The organism is uncultured Nostoc sp. (genome assembly GCF_937863485.1).
Classification (GTDB): Bacteria; Cyanobacteriota; Cyanobacteriia; order Cyanobacteriales; family Nostocaceae; genus Nostoc.
Genome location: NZ_CALMFY010000236.1, coordinates 45113 through 59185, shown reverse-complemented (window position 1 = coordinate 59185; position 14073 = coordinate 45113). Strand labels below are relative to the sequence as shown.

The window sequence follows — 14073 nt, the reverse complement described above, 5'->3', positions numbered from 1 at the left end:
ATTAACTATCAACATACCTTTGCCACATCTGTTGATAAGCTTGCTCCATATCACGGGTAAATTTTTCCGCATTCCATAAAGGTGCATTTTTTCTTCCTTGTCTTAATTTCCAAGAAACTTCCTGTCTGAGTTTCTCATCTTTACCCAAACTCACTCCCCAGTCTACATACTCTTCATCTGTCCAAGCAATGCCCTCTGTAATTCCCGCATTAATCATCATGGTATAACTATTGCGAGCAGCAAATTGTTGCCCTACCCTTGTCACTAAGGGAATACCAAGCCATAACGTCTCTAAAGTAGTAGTTGCACCATTATAAGGATAGGTATCTAAAACTATATCAGCGATCGCTAAATTTGCTCTATGAATTAGCTCATTAGGATCTTGACCGATAAAGCGCAACTGTTTAGTATCTACTCCTTCTTCTATAGCTAAGGTTTCATAAAATTTTTGGCAAGCTGCTAAATCACTAAAACCTTTTACTAATAAATAACTATTAGGAACTTGCTTTATTATTCTCAATTGTAATCTCGTATTTTCTAAATGACGCTTATAGTCCTTTTGTCCAACAAAATATATAATTCCATCCGCAGGAATATCAATTTGTTCTCGTCTTAATGTCGGAGTTTGGACTTCAAAACCATCTACAGCAACATAGGTTTCTGGTAATCGCCAAATTTTTTCGCTGTAATAGGTTTGACTTTCTTCTGGTAATACGTAGGGATCTGCAATAAAGTAATCAATAGAGGGTAAACCAGAAGCATCCCAGCCCAACCAAGTAACTTGAATAGGGGCAGGTTTTACAACAAGTACTTCACAAACCAAATCGATAGTAATACTATCTAAATCAACTAATATATCAATTTCATCTTGACGAATTTGTTCAGCTAATTGCAATATACTACCTGTTGATTGAATACTATGAGCTTGATGAGAATATTCAATAAAAAATTGCTGTAAGCTATCACTTACACGAGGATTAATAATGTATGAATAAATTTGAAAGTTATCTTTATTATGATATTTAAATAACCAACGAGAAATCCAACCTACAGAATGTTGTCCTAAGCAATGGGAAAGATAACCTATCTTTAGAATCTTTTTACTTGTTTTTGGATAAATTTCTTGATAACGATACTGATTAATTTTTTCTCCAAGGTTAAGCTCAAAATTTTTCAAACATAAATCCATTAGTTTATTTTGTATTGGTCTGATGATTTGAGGAGTATCTACTATACATGGAAAGAAATACATAGAAGTGTAAATCCTCAGAATTACACCATTTTCCGGTATTTTTAAAGATTCTTTTATCAGAGATAGTATTAAAGTTTTTTGCTCTTCTATTGCTAAACAAGCTTCTTCCCAAGCTCCTGCTGATATTAATAACCCTCTAATTAACAAATGATTATAAAAAACTTTATCAGCTAAATTCTCAGATGAAGATAGTAGTTTTTTAGCTGTATTAATACCCTTAAAATGCTGACCTGTAACTTGATAACAGAAAGCTAAACGAATTAAAAGCTCTCGATCATCAGGATCTAAATCTATATAAGTTTCCAATAACTGAGCAGCAAAATGGGAATTCCTGAAAGCATATTCTAACTTTACTGATACAGATGCCATCACATAGTTAAAATCATTGAGATTTTTTAACGATGCCAGAATAGTTTTAGAAAAATCTAAAGTTAAACTATGAAATGAAGGAAACTCTATAAGTTTATAAAGCACTTGGGAAAAAATTTCTATATCCGGTGATATATCTATTTCTTGTAGCACGTGAGTCAAATTTAGCTGCTCAAAATATTCTTGATTTAATAACTCTATTTCGAGTGATAAATATAAATTTAATAGTAAATTATTAATATGGTAAGGATTAACTTCTCGCAAATGCTGACTAATAATCCATGCTTGTTGATATTTTTCTGATTTTAGTTGTTTCTGAATTTCTTGGAATAAAACTTGACTTAATTCTGCTATAGAATCTTGATTTTCTTCCTCATTTACCTCTCCAACACCCATTAACCAAGTTAATTGTGCTTCTTGCTCTTTACCTTGCAGTAAAAAATATAATCCTAAATGCCAATAATGAGATTTAACATCAGGTTTTGTTTCAATAGCATTTTCATAATATTGAATAGCCTGAGCATAATCTTTTGGTTGTGTATCTTGTAGCATTTGATAGTAATAAAAGTGAATAATGAATAACAACTATTGTAGAGAAGTTCTATAGAACTTCTCTACTTTTTTGGGGTGAGAATGAAGATATTATACGTTAACCTCTTTTAAAGTTGATTTAAATTAGCAGCTTTAACTTTCTCAATTCAACTTTTGGGTTTTTATGCAATCCTCATTCCTGATTATTTGATTGCTTAATTACTTATCTACTACCTACCGCGGTAGAACCACTAGCACAGGTTCGACCATCAGTGGGTTCTAGAGCGGCTCCAGCAACAGTAGTAGTTTCACAAAGAATGGCAATACTAGTTGCATCACTGCTTGATCCTTCTGTAAGTAGGGAAACTTTACCGCTATAGTTTCTAATTACGTTACTAGTTCCTGTTAAAGAAGAGTTGGAGTATGCAGTCGCGGCTGTGCCGGTACCACTTTGAGCAACACTCGAATATGTATAGTTAACAGTTTGTGATTTAATACCAACTCCTAAATCAGCAAGAGCGCCAAAGGAACCTCTTTCTGTAAAGTAAGCTTGTTGACCTTTATTCAAAGAACCTACATAGGTTTTAGCTTCAGATTGTTTAGCTTTGTTAGCTTGGTTCAAGAAAGAAGGTAGGGCGATCGCAGACAAAATACCGATGATAATAATTACTACTAGTAATTCAATAAGTGTAAAACCCTCATCTCCCTTCTTCTTGGCGAGGATGTGTTGGAGAAATTTGGCTTTTAATTCAGTTTTCATAAGTGTTTTCCAGGGGGTAGGAAGTGCTTGGGTGTTCTAGATGTAACTTACCCACCTGCGATCGCTTTCCTATCACCTTGAGAAAAAAAGTTTGGCGAGATGCGGTTACACAATCCTTGCATCCCAAATGGCACAAACATTAATAAGCCCCTGATATAGACCCAAGGGCTAGATTCTCGATTTCATTTGTGAGAGTGCTTTATTCAGGTCAGCGCGAACAAAAGACACATCAGGCATCGCAGGTTTCTTTTTCCGAGTTGTCCTCTTCTATACTCGGCAGGATAAACCCGACACTAAAACCAGTTATATGTCCTAGCTTGCGCGACATTACCCAGTTCTTCAAGAAGGTAATTAGACGAGCGCCAATTTCCTCGAACCGCATAGTACCGTAGGCATTTTGCGATCGCTTACCATCTGGCGTAGCCAATAGCGGTTTGTTATGCTATATTAACCGTAGTCGTTATGAGTTCATATAAATATCATGACTAACCCCACAGTAGAAAACTTAGTAGTTATCGGTTCAGGCCCAGCAGGGTACACAGCCGCCATCTATGCCGGACGCGCTAACCTGAAACCCGTTGTATTTGAAGGTTTCCAAGCCGGGGGTTTGCCTGGTGGGCAACTAATGACAACGACGGAAGTTGAGAACTTTCCAGGGTTTCCCCAAGGGATTACCGGGCCGGAACTGATGGATCAGATGAAGGCGCAGGCGGAGCGCTGGGGGGCTGAACTATATACTGAAGATGTTATATCAGTTGACTTGAGTCAGCGTCCTTTTACAGTGCGATCGCAAGAAAGAGAAATAAAAACCAATAGCATCGTCATTGCTACTGGCGCAACAGCAAAGCGTTTGGGTTTACCCAACGAACATGAATTTTGGAGTCGGGGTATCTCCGCTTGTGCAATTTGCGATGGTGCAACACCAATTTTTCACGGCGCAGAATTGGCTGTAATTGGTGCTGGCGACTCGGCGGCGGAAGAGTCAATTTACCTCACAAAATACGGCTCTAAGGTAAATATGTTGGTACGCACCGATAAAATGCGGGCTTCTAAAGCCATGCAAGACAGAGTTTTGAGCAACCCAAAAATCCAGGTGCATTGGAACACAGAAGCCGTGGATATCTTCGGTAACGGTCATATGGATGGGGTGAAAGTCCGCAATACCAAAACTGGTGAAGAGAGCAAACTGCACGCTAAGGGTTTATTCTACGCCGTTGGTCACAGTCCCAATACCTCTCTATTTAAAGGTCAGTTAGAACTGGATGAAATCGGTTACGTTGTCACTAAGCACGGTACAGTGGAAACCAGTGTAGAGGGCGTTTTTGCTGCTGGTGACGTGCAAGATCATGAGTTTCGGCAAGCAATTACGGCTGCGGGTACTGGCTGTATGGCGGCGATGTTGGCAGAACGCTGGTTGTCATTTACTGGCTTAATTCAAGAATTCCATCAACAGGCAGAAACAGCAGATAATGAATTAGAACATCAGCCAGCCAAAAAGACTGAAGCCGAGGAAGAAGCTGGATTTAATTTGAATGCGACACGCCATGAGGGAGGTTATGCCTTACGGAAATTGTTCCATGAAAGCGATCGCTTAATTCTTGTTAAATACGTCTCTCCTGGTTGCGGCCCTTGTCATACCCTGAAGCCAATTTTAAATAAAGTGGTGGATGAATTTGACAGCAAAATTCACTTTGTGGAAATTGACATCGACAAAGACCGAGATATTGCTGAAAATGCTGGTGTGACAGGAACGCCAACTGTTCAATTGTTCAAAAATAAAGAACTGGTCAAGGAAGTCAAAGGTGTCAAGCAAAAGAGCGAATACCGCCAGTTGATTGAGAGCAATCTGTAAGAGAATGGGGAGTGGGGAATGGGGGACAGTTAGTAATGTCCAATACTCACTCCCCTACATCGCAAACTAACCTGTTAAATAAAGAGACAGAAATAATCGTTGTATTTACCAAGGTTTGCACCTGATTAAAATCAGAATCACCCGTAATGAAAAAATCTGCTTCTGCTGCCATAGCACAAGCTAGAAACTTTTCATCTTTTCTATCTGTGGGAAAATAAACTTCCAAATTGACATCAATTAGTATTATAAATGTATCGATAATTTCAACCCATTCACATATCACTTCATCCGTCAACTTAAACTTTCTGCGACTTAATACCTCCTTATATTCCACAACAATTTCTTCAGAAGCTATCCATTGCCAATCAGGATTATCAAAAATAAACTGAAGAACATCCCTTGGGACTCTACCCTTAAGGACAGCAGAAACTAAAATATTAGTATCAATAACAACTTTCATTCTCCGCGTTTGTAAGCTTCAATTTCTGCTTCAATTTCTGCTTCTGTAATATCTTGCACTCCTGGTAAAGACTGTGTTTTTTCAAATAAATCTTTCAGCTTTTTACTGATTTCCGCTCTTGGGTTATCCTCAGCTAATATAATTATTTCTACTCTCTGTCCGACCGGAAAAGGTAAATTAGATAATATTAATTGACTTGGATCTGTGATAGTGATGTATTTTTTATAAGCGTTCATAATTCCTCCATTAACTTGGTCTTTCTCTACTGGAAATGATTAACCTTTGCGGTAACACTGGCTGGTAATTTATCTCTAGCAAAAATAAGGCATAATCTCACCTCTTACTCAGTCTAGCTCTGTAACCACCACTCAAGAAATTGGACTTTTATCCAGGATGTTTACTCAATCCCCAATCTGATATGTAAAATGGTCAGCGTATCTTGCTTGATCCAGGCGATCGCTTTATGGCCATTACAAAACGGCGGCTACCGACATTTTTACAGTTTGCCAAAAGTCCCAATCTTTCTCAGAAACTCATGCTCATCGGGTTAGCCATTACCCTATTTTTCATCTTCCTGGCATTCTTCGCTCCCGTATTCCAGGCTTGGGGATGGCTGCAAAACCCCAAAGATTTTCTCTCTAATCCAATTCACGAGCCACCCTCAGCTAAACATTGGTTTGGTACTAGTCGCCTGGGCTATGATGTGTTCTCCCGGACATTGTTCGGCGCTCAAGCTGCTTTGCAGGTGGTAATTTTGGCAACAGGGCTGAGTATGATTATCGGTGTACCTTTGGGGATGCTGAGTGGTTATCTCGGCGGTAAATTGGATAAAGTGTTGCTGTTCATTATGGATAGCATCTACACCCTACCGGGACTACTGCTGTCTGTGACACTGGCGTTTGTGGTGGGGCGTGGGATATTAAATGCAGCGATCGCTATTAGCATTGCCTACATCCCCCAATATTACCGCGTTGTTCGCAACCACACCGTGAGCGTGAAAACTGAAGTCTTCATCGAAGCTGCTCAAGCAATGGGCGCTTCCACTTGGGTTGTGCTTTCTCGTTATCTGTTTTTCAACGTCATTCAAAGCGTACCCGTCCTATTCACACTCAACGCCGCTGATGCGATTTTGGTGTTGGGCGGTTTGGGTTTTTTGGGGCTAGGACTTCCCGAAGAAGTGGCAGAATGGGGACATGATTTAAAACAAGCTCTAGAAGCTTTACCTACTGGCATTTGGTGGACTACGCTTTTCCCCGGTTTAACGATGACATGCATGGTGGTAGGGTTATCACTACTTGGTGAAGGGTTAAACGAATTTGTCAATCCTCGTTTACGGAGAGAAAATAGAATCCGAAACTAATCACTAGTCAATGGTCAGTGGATAATAGCAAAAAACCATTGACAAATTACAAATAACAATAGAGAGATTTGTATGAAAGATAACCTAACGTTAATTGCTGCCGCTACTGGCGGGTTTATCCTTTCCGTTGCCCTTGCTGGTATTTTACGAGGTGCGCCAATTACAGCTTGGCAGGAGCAATCGAGTTTTCGGACCACGACTGTTGCTAATTTACAGTTATTAGAGCAGAAAGCCCACTCCTTCTAGATGTGGGGATGCCAGTCACAGAGATCGGAGTTGAAAGCCCGGTGTCTTCTCCCTTAACGCTAGCCTCTCCCTTTGGGAAAAGGGGAGACGCTGCGCGAACAAATAGGCGATGAAAACGACTCGCACTTAATTAGACAGAAAATCTAGAATTTTTTCGCCCTAAGACCCTAAGTACAGATTTGCAGAAAATAGTGGCGAATTGAGGGTTGAAATTTAAACGCAGAGGTAAGCGCAGAGGGTACGCGAAGGTTTGCTTGGTGGCTATTTTATTTGCTACGAACTTGTGCAAAGCTGTACTACGATGCTTGTTAAAGTCGAAAATTTGCGGCTTGGTGTGAGGATTTTAAAGTGGTGAGTTCTCAAGTAATTGGTATTGATGTGGGGGGAACAGCAATTAAGCTGGGACGTTTTGCAGCTGATGGTACTTGTCTGCAATCTTTGACTGTGACAGCTCCCCAACCAACAACACCAGAGGCTGTGCTGGCGGTGATTGTAGATGCGATCGCCCAAATTGATCCAGATAATCAAACTGTTGCTATTGGTATTGGGACTCCTGGCCCATCTGATGCAACTGGACGCATTGCCAAAATCGCGATTAACTTGCCTGGATGGCGCGATGTGCCTTTAGCAGACTGGCTAGAAGCTAAAACTGGCAAACCTACTGCGATCGCTAACGATGCTAATTGCGCTCTTTTGGGAGAAGCTTGGCTGGGAGCCGGTCGCCACTTTCAAAATCTGATTCTGCTCACTTTAGGAACTGGGGTTGGTGGCGCAATTATCCTAGATGGCAAACTATTTGTTGGACATCAAGGAGCCGCCGGAGAATTGGGTTTAATTTCATTCAACCCAGATGGGCCAATTTGTAATAGTGGCAATCAAGGCTCTTTGGAACAATATGCCTGTGTGACTGCAATTCGCCGCCGCACTCTCAAGGAACCCGCGGAATTGGGTTTTCTTGCCCAACAAGGAGATCCCACAGCATTGACTTTTTGGGAAGAATATGGTAAGAATTTAGGAATTGGTTTGACAAGTTTGATTTATGTCCTCACACCGCAAGCGATCGTCATTGGTGGTGGGATCAGTGGCAGCTTTGAGTTTTTCTTCCCAGCAGTGAAGGCAGAAATTGAGAAGCGAGTGCAGCCTTTATCACGAGAAGGTTTACAAATTTTGCCAGCCGAGTTAGGCAATTTTGCTGGAATAGTGGGTGCAGCAAAGTTGGCATGGCAATGCTATTCAAGGTTTTAGATTATGGTTCAAAAAATCCCAGCTAGAGACATCAGTCTTTACGAATTAGAAGAAAAATTTGGTTTGGAACTTGCTACAGACACCAGCTTTTTTACAGAATGGACAGAAAATTTACCAACTCTGACTGATGGTGAAAAGCAAGCGATCGCGCGAGTCAAAAGCAACTATTTAAACTTGAATAAGCACCGTCTGATGTCAGAAGAGGCGGTAAAGATGGTAGTGCTGTCTCCTTTACTCGATTTAGCTGGGTTTTATCAACTTCCTTTTGAGATTGAAACTGAGACTTCTGTTGAGATTTCTGCTGAAGACGAGAGCTTTATCGTTAAAGGAAACATTGATGTTCTTGTCATCCAAAAACGTTTTTGGGTACTTGCGATTGAATCTAAAAGCAGTAAATTTGATGTGATGACAGCCCTACCTCAAGCACTAGCTTATATGCTTGATCGTCCAAATCCTGCACAACCGACTTTTGGTTTACTAATCAACGGTAGGGAATTTGTTTTTGTCAAATTGATTCAACAAGAAGATCCTTGGTATGCACGATCATAAACCGGAGTGTCAAACAGACCAGGAGAGAGAATATTCACACGTAGAGGAGCAAGCTCTTTTGCCATCGTGAATGCCATTGCTTGAATTGCGCCATTCACCGCAGCCACCCCAGTTGTACCGGGGATTGCTGAACGGCTTGCACCACCGATGACAAACGTGATCGAACCATCAGCACGAAGTTTGCTTAGAGCCGCTTGAGTACATAGCAAAAAACCGTAAAATTTTTGGTCGAATGCAACTTTTAAATCCTCTAGTTTCAGATCACGAAAATTGCCCCACACTGCTTTCCCGCTACCAACTAATGCTAAGTGGTCGAGAGAACCCACTTGCTCAAAGAAGGATGCAACCGAGGCAGCATCTGTGAAATCAAGTGGAAATCCCGTACTGTCCCCCGCAACTTGAGAGAGTGCCTTGTTGATCGTGTCTTGAGAACGACCAGAAATGATGACGCGATACCCTTCACTGCTGAGTACCTGTGCAGTTGCCAGCCCCATACCTGATGTCCCACCAATTACAACAACGGTTTCGCTCACAATCAAATCTCCTCTTTTTTAAGAAAAACTCTGTCATTCAGCTTGATCCCGAACACCAGCAGATAGCCTTCAAACTACCGTCTCAACCGATCTCCAAAACTGTCGGCATTTTATCAAAAATCACAGGAGTTTCGATATTCTTCTCTACGTTGTATTTTCCTTGAAGTAACTCAAATCTCTTGTCTATGCTTGAGATTAAACCCTTGCGTATTCAGACGAAATCAAAATCAACTGTAAAATCCACATTTCACGCTTCAAAATGTAATATTTGAATACTTCAATAACTCTTACGCAAAATCATTTATATTATTAAGTATTAACATTGATCCTTTATAGGCTTTTGGCGTAGGCGTTGCCCTGAAACCCTATTCTCTAAGTGTGCCTTTACCTCCGAAATGACCAAATTGTGAACCATAGCCTGATCAAAAGTTAACCCAATCTCAAGGTTATAGCCAAATGCCACTTAGTAATTCCAGTACTGATCAAAATACGATAACCCACGACACATAAGAGTAAACAGATCCCAGCAGTAACAAAAAGTTGGGCAGACCTTACTAATTAATACTAAGACAAAGAATATCCTGTTGCTTTCTTAACGTATTTCACGACTTTTTCATAAGATTCCGGATTACTCACAGGGTTGATGATGATAGGGATAGTGCCATCTGGCAACCAAAAAGTTATCCTGCCGTTTGGTTCATGACAAAAGGAACTGATGCAGTTGAGATTAATTACATATTCGTTTTTTTCGTAAATAATTTTCACCCAGTGGGTATGATCTAATTCCAACGCCGTCACACATTGTAAATAATCAAGAATCTTTTGATAATCTTCCAAGTTACTTTGCGGGTTAATTACTACTGGAATTGCACTATCGGGTAACCAAAAAGTAACCCTGCCATTCAGTTCATAACAAAAAGCATGGACACGCTCAAAATTCACTACATATTCTTTCCTCTCGTAAAGGATTCTCATCCAGTACGCCACAACATCTCCTCAAGTCCGAAATTTACGAATGATGCACCCTGTATGTCCAAGTCTATTGAAGCCTTAAGTTAATCTTGCTATGCACGAATTCAAAATTAAAAAAAATAATTATGAATTATGAATTTTTATGACACCTCTAATGGTGTTGGTTTACCAGATGTCGAGAGAGAAAGAGCGATCGCTGCTTGAATAAACCCTTTAAACAAGGGATGAGGGGTACTGGGGCGCGATTGAAATTCTGGATGAAATTGGCAAGCAAGAAAGAATGGGTGCTTGGGTAATTCTATAATTTCAACTAAGCGTCCATCGGGAGAAGTACCACTGATCACATAGCCAGACTTTAATAACAGATCGCGGTAAGCATTGTTGAACTCATATCGATGTCGATGTCGTTCATAAATTACATCTTCTTGATAAAGCTTAAAAGCCAGAGTATCAGGAAGAACACGACAAGGATATAGTCCTAAGCGCATTGTACCCCCTAAATCCACTACTTCGTGCTGTTCTGGCAATAAATTAATTACTGGATCAATTGTATAGGCGTCAAATTCGGCACTGTTGGCATCTGTTAATCCCCCTACGTGCCTGGCCCATTCAATTACAGAACATTGCATTCCCAGGCATAAACCCAAAAAGGGAATTTGGCGATCGCGGGCATATTTAATGGCGGCAATTTTGCCATCCACTCCCCGAACACCGAAACCTCCTGGCACAACTATGCCATCGACACCCGCAAGATAATTTTCGGCTGGTTCAGTTTCCAAATCTTCTGAGTTCACCCAACGTAGGCGCAGTTCACCATAGGTGGAAATTGCAGCATGGTTCAGTGCTTCCACTACAGATAGGTAGGCATCACTTAACTGCACATATTTACCAACGATGGCAATTTCTACCTCGTGCTTGGGACTATGTAACCGTTTTACCAGGGTTTGCCACTGCGTCAAATCTGGTTTACGTTGTTCCATTTGCAGCAACTTCAGCACTTGTTCTGCCATTCCTTCCCGTTCCAGATTCAGCGGTACTTCATAGATACTTTTAGCATCTTGGGAAGTGATGACGCATTCTTCGGGCACATCGCAAGATCCAGACAATTTCTGCTTTAATCCCTTGGGTAAGGGGCGATCGCTCCGACAAACTAAAATATCTGGTTGAATGCCAATGGATCTCAGTTCTTTAACTGAATGCTGTGTTGGCTTAGTTTTCATCTCACCCGCAGAGGCAATCCACGGCACCAGGGTTACGTGCATATACAGTACATTCTGCCGTCCCACCTCTTTGCGGAACTGGCGAATTGCTTCCAAAAACGGCAGTGATTCAATGTCTCCCACCGTACCGCCGATTTCTGTAATCACTACAGAGGGATTTGTACTTTTAGCAACTCGCAGAATCCGATCTTTTATTTCATTGGTAATATGGGGAATCACCTGTACAGTACCGCCATTGTAGTCTCCGCGCCGCTCTTTATTGATTACTGCCTGGTAAATCGAGCCAGTAGTAACACAATTCAATCGTGACATTGAGGTATCGGTGAAGCGTTCGTAATGCCCCAAGTCCAAATCTGTCTCCGCACCATCCTGGGTAACGAATACTTCCCCATGCTGAAAGGGACTCATCGTGCCAGGATCGATATTGATATAAGGGTCAAGTTTGAGAATCGACACGGAATATTCGCGCGACTTGAGCAAACGCCCTAGACTTGCTGCTACAATGCCTTTACCAATACTGGAGACTACGCCTCCAGTTACAAAGATAAACTTAGTCATAGTCGTTTGAATTTCTAACAACTTCTAAAAATACATCCCGTCATTGTGCCACAGTTGTTGTGGTGTAGTTTTCTATGATTTTCCTGTGAAAAACTTTCTAGGATTAGTAATATTAGGCTGTATTCTCACCTCCTCAATAGCATTGGCAGAGCCATCTCTTATAGTCGTTTTTCCCCAAACAAACTACCAGACAAGTGCCCAAAAAATCTTTTTTCTGGGCACTGCACCACCAGATGGTCAGGTTTTGATCAATAGTAAGCCAATTACCCGCAGCAAGGCTGGTCATTTTTCCCCTAGTTTCCCCTTGCAGTTGGGGGAGAATCTTTTTACTGTACGTCACCACAATCAAGAACTCCAGATTAAGGTAACAAGACTTACCGCTGGCCCTGAGCTACCACAGGGGTTAGCCTTTGCTAAAGATTCCCTGACTCCTGCATCTGACATTGCCAGATTACCAGGAGAACTAATTTGTTTTAGCGCGATCGCACCCCCCAATGCCAATGTATCTGTCAACCTGGCTAATCAAACTATTGCCCTTTCACCCCAACCTCAACAGGGACAACTACCAAGTAATTTGGCAGCTTTGACAGGGCAAAATCAGCCTCATGCCCAGTCTAGCGTAGGCAATTATAAAGGTTGCACCACAGTGGCAACAGCCGCCGATCTGGGACAACCTCAGTTTCAACTGACGCTCAATGGCAAGACGATAACTCAACCAGGATCTGGTAAAATTCAAATCCTCTCAAGAGCACAGTTGCCAGTTTCTGAGGTGATAGTAGATTCAGGCGTTGCTCGGACTGGCCCAAGTAGCGATTATTCTCGACTCACACCACTGCCCAAAGGCACACGCGCAACAGTAACAGGTAGGGAAGGTGAATGGTTGCGCCTAGACTACGGCGCTTGGATTAATAGTCAAGAAACCCGCATTCTACCTGGTGCCATTCCGCCACAGACAATAATTCGCAGTGTCGGATACCGTCAACTCCCTGGTGCGACAGAGATAGTTTTCCCCTTGCAAGTTCCCGTACCTGTGAGCGTACAACAAAGTGAGCAAGCTCTCGCTCTCACTCTCTACAATACTACTGCCCAAACGGACATAATTCGCCTGGATGATGACCCCCTAATTTCTCGCCTAGACTGGCAACAGGTGGCTCCAGAGCAAGTAAAATACACCTTTAACCTCAAAAAAGCTCAACAGTGGGGATATAAGCTAAGATACGACGGTACAACCCTGGTTTTGGCTTTGCGTCATCCGCCTAAAATTGGGAACACAAGACGAAAGCCTTTAGCTAATTTCAAGATTGTACTCGATCCAGGGCATGGCGGTAAAGAATCTGGTGCCAGTGGCCCAACTGGATATTTAGAAAAAGATGTGAATTTGGTGGTATCCAAGTTGCTGCGCGACGAGTTGGTGAAGGAAGGAGCAACGGTGGTAATGACGCGGGAGGATGATAAGGAGGTTTCCCTAGCAGAACGTCAGGCAATTATCAGTCAAGAAGAACCATGCATTGCTCTTTCTATACATCACAATTCACTACCCGATGATGGCGATGCCGAAAAAACCAAGGGATTTGCCGCTTTTTGGTATCAACCCCAAGCCCACAATCTCGCAATGTTTTTACATAACTATGTAATCAAAAAACTCGGCAGACCTGACTATGGTGTGTTTTGGGATAACCTGGCGCTGACACGTCCAACGGCTGCGCCATCAGTGTTGCTGGAATTGGGTTTTATGAGCAATCCCGATGAATTTGAGCAGGTGGTGAACCCAGAGGAACAGAAAAAGATAGCTCAGGCGATCGCTCAGGGAATTACTGAGTGGTTTATGAGTGTTAAATAAATTTGGAGGTACAACTAGTGTTGTGCCCTTATTGTATTTGGTGGAGTGCGATGTCTGACGACAAGGCTAGCGCCAACGCTCTTTTTTAGCTAGTTACTGCTCAATGTTGTGATAAGTCTTTGTTCAAGCATTCCTGACAGAGATTGATATCTATCTGATCAACAAAGAAATAGCTATTTTTTAGCTAGTTCCTGCTCAATGTTGTGATAAGTCTTTGTTTAAGCTTTTTGACTGACACAAGAGGATTATGCCGTCTATACTTCGTACAAATGTGCTTTACTCTCCTGATTTCAAAATGAATGTAGTAGAGTAACACGAGCAGTTAA

The 14073-nt window shown here is 41.6% G+C and carries 14 protein-coding genes; 6 read left to right on the top strand and 8 right to left on the bottom strand.

The window, feature by feature from the left end:
- Position 1: 1 nt before the first annotated feature.
- The 3 genes from Q0541_RS32170 to Q0541_RS32160 form a co-directional block, all read right to left on the bottom strand.
- On the bottom strand, positions 2 to 2173 hold the full coding sequence (locus Q0541_RS32170) for an O-linked N-acetylglucosamine transferase, SPINDLY family protein (RefSeq protein WP_298920698.1): 2172 nt from the start codon (positions 2171 to 2173) through the stop codon (positions 2 to 4).
- A 202-nt stretch (positions 2174 to 2375) separates the two neighbouring features.
- Positions 2376 to 2912 (bottom strand): type IV pilin-like G/H family protein, encoded by a 537-nt coding sequence (locus Q0541_RS32165; protein ID WP_298920696.1) that lies wholly within the window; start codon positions 2910 to 2912, stop codon positions 2376 to 2378.
- Between the two features lie 229 nt (positions 2913 to 3141).
- The gene (locus Q0541_RS32160; protein WP_298920694.1) at positions 3142 to 3339 is read right to left on the bottom strand and encodes a hypothetical protein; all 198 of its coding nucleotides are present in this window, start codon (positions 3337 to 3339) and stop codon (positions 3142 to 3144) included.
- 54 nt (positions 3340 to 3393) lie between these two features.
- On the opposite strand from Q0541_RS32160, the gene trxB reads away from it, so the two are divergent.
- Positions 3394 to 4764 (top strand): thioredoxin-disulfide reductase, encoded by a 1371-nt coding sequence (gene trxB, locus Q0541_RS32155; protein WP_298920691.1) that lies wholly within the window; start codon positions 3394 to 3396, stop codon positions 4762 to 4764.
- Between the two features lie 46 nt (positions 4765 to 4810).
- On the opposite strand, the gene Q0541_RS32150 is transcribed toward trxB, so the two are convergent.
- Positions 4811 to 5224, bottom strand: coding sequence for a putative toxin-antitoxin system toxin component, PIN family (locus Q0541_RS32150; RefSeq protein ID WP_298920688.1), 414 nt, complete (start codon positions 5222 to 5224; stop codon positions 4811 to 4813).
- Positions 5221 to 5460 (bottom strand): hypothetical protein, encoded by a 240-nt coding sequence (locus Q0541_RS32145; RefSeq protein ID WP_298920686.1) that lies wholly within the window; start codon positions 5458 to 5460, stop codon positions 5221 to 5223. Before Q0541_RS32145 ends, Q0541_RS32150 begins: the two co-directional genes overlap by 4 nt.
- Positions 5461 to 5687: 227 nt before the next feature.
- On the opposite strand from Q0541_RS32145, the gene Q0541_RS32140 reads away from it, so the two are divergent.
- From Q0541_RS32140 to Q0541_RS32125, 4 genes are all read left to right on the top strand, one after another.
- Positions 5688 to 6584 carry an ABC transporter permease gene (locus Q0541_RS32140; RefSeq protein ID WP_273762827.1) on the top strand — a complete coding sequence of 299 codons (897 nt, stop codon included), beginning with the start codon at positions 5688 to 5690 and terminating at the stop codon, positions 6582 to 6584.
- A gap of 72 nt (positions 6585 to 6656) precedes the next feature.
- Entirely contained in the window at positions 6657 to 6830 is a 174-nt protein-coding gene (locus Q0541_RS32135) for a hypothetical protein (protein WP_273762828.1), read from the top strand.
- A gap of 348 nt (positions 6831 to 7178) precedes the next feature.
- Positions 7179 to 8075, top strand: coding sequence for an ROK family protein (locus Q0541_RS32130; protein WP_298920681.1), 897 nt, complete (start codon positions 7179 to 7181; stop codon positions 8073 to 8075).
- A 3-nt stretch (positions 8076 to 8078) separates the two neighbouring features.
- The gene (locus Q0541_RS32125) at positions 8079 to 8624 is read left to right on the top strand and encodes a type I restriction endonuclease subunit R (protein ID WP_298920678.1); all 546 of its coding nucleotides are present in this window, start codon (positions 8079 to 8081) and stop codon (positions 8622 to 8624) included.
- Here Q0541_RS32125 and Q0541_RS32120 read toward each other — a convergent pair.
- From Q0541_RS32120 to Q0541_RS32110, 3 genes are all read right to left on the bottom strand, one after another.
- The gene (locus tag Q0541_RS32120; protein WP_298920676.1) at positions 8591 to 9157 is read right to left on the bottom strand and encodes an SDR family NAD(P)-dependent oxidoreductase; all 567 of its coding nucleotides are present in this window, start codon (positions 9155 to 9157) and stop codon (positions 8591 to 8593) included. The genes Q0541_RS32125 and Q0541_RS32120 overlap by 34 nt on opposite strands.
- A 564-nt stretch (positions 9158 to 9721) precedes the next feature.
- Positions 9722 to 10144 (bottom strand): hypothetical protein, encoded by a 423-nt coding sequence (locus tag Q0541_RS32115; protein WP_298920674.1) that lies wholly within the window; start codon positions 10142 to 10144, stop codon positions 9722 to 9724.
- A 125-nt stretch (positions 10145 to 10269) separates the two neighbouring features.
- Entirely contained in the window at positions 10270 to 11907 is a 1638-nt protein-coding gene (locus tag Q0541_RS32110; protein ID WP_298920673.1) for a CTP synthase, read from the bottom strand.
- Positions 11908 to 11992: 85 nt separating this feature from the next.
- Between Q0541_RS32110 and Q0541_RS32105 the strand changes: the two genes are divergently transcribed.
- On the top strand, positions 11993 to 13747 hold the full coding sequence (locus Q0541_RS32105; protein WP_298920671.1) for an N-acetylmuramoyl-L-alanine amidase: 1755 nt from the start codon (positions 11993 to 11995) through the stop codon (positions 13745 to 13747).
- The last annotated feature ends 326 nt before the right edge of the window (positions 13748 to 14073 follow it).

Coding starts and splice junctions, on each gene's coding strand:
- Q0541_RS32170 (WP_298920698.1), bottom strand. CDS start 2,173: ATGCTACAAGATACACAACCAAAAGATTATGCTCAGGCTATTCAATAT.
- Q0541_RS32165 (WP_298920696.1), bottom strand. CDS start 2,912: ATGAAAACTGAATTAAAAGCCAAATTTCTCCAACACATCCTCGCCAAG.
- trxB (WP_298920691.1), top strand. CDS start 3,394: ATGACTAACCCCACAGTAGAAAACTTAGTAGTTATCGGTTCAGGCCCA.
- Q0541_RS32150 (WP_298920688.1), bottom strand. CDS start 5,224: ATGAAAGTTGTTATTGATACTAATATTTTAGTTTCTGCTGTCCTTAAG.
- Q0541_RS32145 (WP_298920686.1), bottom strand. CDS start 5,460: ATGAACGCTTATAAAAAATACATCACTATCACAGATCCAAGTCAATTA.
- Q0541_RS32140 (WP_273762827.1), top strand. CDS start 5,688: ATGGCCATTACAAAACGGCGGCTACCGACATTTTTACAGTTTGCCAAA.
- Q0541_RS32135 (WP_273762828.1), top strand. CDS start 6,657: ATGAAAGATAACCTAACGTTAATTGCTGCCGCTACTGGCGGGTTTATC.
- Q0541_RS32125 (WP_298920678.1), top strand. CDS start 8,079: ATGGTTCAAAAAATCCCAGCTAGAGACATCAGTCTTTACGAATTAGAA.
- Q0541_RS32110 (WP_298920673.1), bottom strand. CDS start 11,907: ATGACTAAGTTTATCTTTGTAACTGGAGGCGTAGTCTCCAGTATTGGT.